The organism is Vibrio sp. V42_P2S4T144, assembly GCF_009904715.1.
GTDB lineage: Bacteria > Pseudomonadota > Gammaproteobacteria > Enterobacterales > Vibrionaceae > Vibrio > Vibrio alginolyticus.
This window is the reverse complement of the sequence record NZ_WXWS01000312.1, coordinates 1-3,659: the sequence shown is the minus strand read 5'-3', so window position 1 is coordinate 3,659 and position 3,659 is coordinate 1. Positions and strand designations below refer to the sequence as shown.

The following is a 3,659-nucleotide window of genomic DNA, read 5'->3' as shown; positions in this document are numbered from 1 at the left end:
GATATATACCGACCTAGTTGAAACACTGTTGTTATACTGCAACAATACTTTTTTGAATTATGAAGAAATCATCATGCAAACACACATCAACCTTGCGGATATTCGCTCTTTCGTCCTAATCGCTCAACTAGGAAACTTCACGAAAGCAGCAGAGCAACTTGGCGTTTCTCGCTCACACGTTTCACGTCAAATAACAAATCTGGAGCAACAGATTGGTGTCACTTTGCTACAAAGGACCACTCGAACACTGAACCTCACCGAAGCAGGCAAGGTTCTGTATAAACAGTGTGAAACTGCCCTTCACAATATTGATCAAGCTGTTATGGCAGTGGTTGATGATGTAGAAGACTTAAGAGGTGACATTCGTATCAACTGTGTGGGGGGCTATTTAGGAGAAGACGTTGTCGCAGATATCGTTGCTCAGTTTCTAATCCAACACCCACAAGTGAGCATTAACTTAGATTTTAGTAGCCATCGTGTCGATTTAATCGCGGATGAATTCGATATCGCTTTTCGAATGGGAAAGTTAGACGACTCCAACTTTATCGCTCGCAAACTGATCGATGTGGAAATGGGGACATACGCAAGCCCAAACTATTTAGAAACATATGGCTATCCTTCGCATCCAAAGGACTTAGAAAAACACGTTTGTTTGACAGGTAGTGTGACACGGTGGGCATTTGAGAACACGAATACAAAGCAGTCAACGGAACACCAGATACGTGGACAGTTACGATGTAAGAGTGGCAGAGTAATGATAAAAGCAGCCTTGGCGGGAAATGGCATCATCCGTGTGCCAGCACTTTATTGTCAACAAGAACTCCAGACAGGCAAGCTAAAAGAAGTGTTTACCAATTGGAGCATTCCGAGTGTGGAATTTTCACTCCTTTATCATCACGACCGACATCAACCAAAACGCATCCGAGCCTTTGTTGATTTTACCACGCAATACTTTCGCAAACTGCAGAGTAAAGACAAGTAACCTGCACGTTGGTACCTGTCTATGTATGCTTTATAGGCTGAGCCTGTGAACCTGGGGGTTGTTCTAGAAAGAGTGTGAGCATTTTGACGCTTAAGGCTTGGTTTTCATAAACGTCAGAGGTGTTTGTCCAGTTTGCTTTTTGAAAAATGCAATAAAAGCACTGTCTGACGAAAACTCCAGCCAATCGGCAGCTGCGCTGACTGGCATGCCCGTTGATAACAATTCAACTGCTTTTAAAAGCCTCCACTGTTGCCGCCAATCTTGATAATTCATTCCCGTTTCCGACTTAAATAATCGTGTTACCGTCTTGGTGCTTGCCCCAACTTTGCTTGCAAGAGTAGTAAGCGAAGGAGCTAGAAATGAAGGTTCAACCAACTCTCGACGAAACGTTGTTAAGCGCCGATGCGATGGCAAAGGCAACTGAAACGAATAACGTTTCGCAGCATAAAACTCCTCCCAAAAAAGCGCCGTCGTATTTACCATCTCGCTGCTAGGCTTATCCCACTCCCAAAATGACATTTTATCAATAAGAGCTTGGAGTAAATTATTCACTTCTATCATCGCGATCTTACTCGGACAGGCAAACTCCTCACAATCAAAATACAAAGATCGATACGCCACCACATTCGTCATTAGTGCACGATGCGGCGTATTAGGTGGGATCCAAACCGCCTTTGTCGGTGGCAAAATACAAATCGAGTCTTCCAGAGCAAAACTCATACAACCTTGAGGTGCGTACAATAACTGCCCTTTCTTGTGCATATGCATACCTGAGTCGTGCTTGCCAATATCCGCAGCAATTCCCACTACATAATTAGTAATCTTGTCTGCATCAAATTGTGTTTTTTCGTTAATAAGCGCCATTTTGTCCGAATATTGATGTATTTGGTTTTTATGTTGTTATTAGATCAATCATAGCCTCATTTATACTGCCCGCCAACTTCATTAACGATGGGTAACAATATGAATACTAAGCCCTCTTTATGGCTCATGCTGGTTATGTTGATGTTTCCGCAAATTGTAGAAACCATCTATAGCCCAGCGTTGAGCTCAATCGCTCTATCATTTGATGTAAACCACGCACAAGCAGCCCAAACATTGTCGATTTACTTCCTAGCTTTTGCCATTGGCGTTGTAGTTTGGGGAGTTCTCGCAGATAAACTGGGAAGAAGGCCCACCATGCTTATTGGGCTCTTTATCTATGGTTGCGCATCTTTACTCGCAACTCAAACCGAAAGCTTTGCTGTTGTCATGGCCGCGCGAGCCCTAAGCGCATTTGGTATCGCGGTAGGATCCGTTGTCACACAGACCATGCTTCGTGACGCGTTTGACGGTCAAGAACTGAGTAAAGTCTTCAGCTTAATGGGGATGGGTATATCAATCAGCCCGGTAGTTGGCATGCTATTAGGCGGGCAGCTTACAGCGCTTGGTGGATACCGTTATGTATTTTTTGCCTTGTTTTTAATCGCGTTAGTATTGTTCGCTTATAACGTTATTAAGCTTCCTGAAACACAGAAGGAACAGACACCAGTACGGTTGCATCAACTTAGCTGGAAAATGGTAAGAGACGCGCGAATTTGGCGCTCAGGATTACTGGTTGCTTTGTATAACATTGCTCTATTTTCTTATTACCAGCTTGGCGCATTTACTTTCTCAGCACTTGGGTATAACTCCGAACAATTTGGATACAGTGGCATGGTACTGGGGTTAGGCACTCTGCTTGGGAGTTATTTAAACAAATCCCTAGTGTCCAAAAATGTTCAAAAAAGCCAGCTACTTTGGTTCTCAGCAATATTGATTAGCGTTGGATCAGTCGGTGTGTTGATTCTGAACCAATCAATCTGGTTTGTTGCTCCAATGGTGTTAGTCGTCATGTCTTACGGGATTGCGATACCCAACATACTCAGTGATGCACTCGTTAATTATAAACAACAGGTTGGCAGCGCAGGCGCTTTATTTGGGCTCATGTACTACATCATGATCGGGACGGGATTAGCGATGGCTGGAACAGTACAAAACTTAGGTGTCGTTCTATTATCATGTAGCTGTTTAGCGATTTTATTAGCGTTTTCTAAAAGGCAAGTTCATACCAACTTGTGACCAGATACTACGCATTGCTTGCCTAATCTTCCGAAGATTGGTCTACATCTTTTCTAACGGTTAACTAAAACGTAAATAAAAAGCGCCTGTCGGTGCTTTAATTATCCATAGATCTTATTGCCATGTTGGCTCACCGTACTCTTCACAACGTTGCTTGTCGTAATTTTCAATGCGCCCGCGTTTACCTACAAACTGAACCTGAACAACCATTCCAGCTTCAACATATTCACTGAAATAATCGCAAGAAACACGAAAACTAGTATCGCGTATAACAATTGGTACCCATTCATAGCCGCCACTGCGTGGTAAGTAAGACTTGAAGGTAATGACCCCGTCATCTGAAACGTTGATTTCTTCATCATATTCATTCAACTTATAAAAACGTTGTCCATCAAACTCTGCCTTTGCTTTTTCAATTATTTCCTTCGTTGCTGTCGATTGCATCGGCGTATTTGAGACCAGTTGACACCCAACAACAGATGTCAATACGGACAAAGCCAAAGCGAGTTTAGTTATTTTATTCATTTACCTAACCACTGTATAATTATTCAACACTTACCATTTTAAAAGGAGGGAG

4 protein-coding genes are annotated in these 3,659 nt (G+C 42.7%); 2 read left to right on the top strand and 2 right to left on the bottom strand.

The window, feature by feature from the left end:
- The first annotated feature begins 73 nt into the window (after nt 1-73).
- Nucleotides 74-982, top strand: a complete 909-nt coding sequence (locus CAG68_RS10735; RefSeq protein ID WP_005373334.1) for a LysR family transcriptional regulator — start codon at nt 74-76, stop codon at nt 980-982.
- A gap of 90 nt (nt 983-1,072) precedes the next feature.
- Here the strand turns inward: CAG68_RS10735 and CAG68_RS10730 are convergent, their stop codons facing one another.
- The gene (locus CAG68_RS10730; protein ID WP_161441130.1) at nt 1,073-1,846 is read right to left on the bottom strand and encodes a helix-turn-helix domain-containing protein; all 774 of its coding nucleotides are present in this window, start codon (nt 1,844-1,846) and stop codon (nt 1,073-1,075) included.
- 99 nt (nt 1,847-1,945) lie between these two features.
- Here CAG68_RS10730 and CAG68_RS10725 point away from each other — a divergent pair, with 99 nt between their 5' ends.
- Nucleotides 1,946-3,082, top strand: coding sequence for a multidrug effflux MFS transporter (locus tag CAG68_RS10725; RefSeq protein WP_054577797.1), 1,137 nt, complete (start codon nt 1,946-1,948; stop codon nt 3,080-3,082).
- A 114-nt stretch (nt 3,083-3,196) separates the two neighbouring features.
- Here the strand turns inward: CAG68_RS10725 and CAG68_RS10720 are convergent, their stop codons facing one another.
- A complete protein-coding gene (locus CAG68_RS10720; RefSeq protein ID WP_054577796.1) occupies nt 3,197-3,607 on the bottom strand; it encodes a hypothetical protein in 411 nt (136 codons plus the stop codon).
- Between the last annotated feature and the right edge of the window lie 52 nt (nt 3,608-3,659).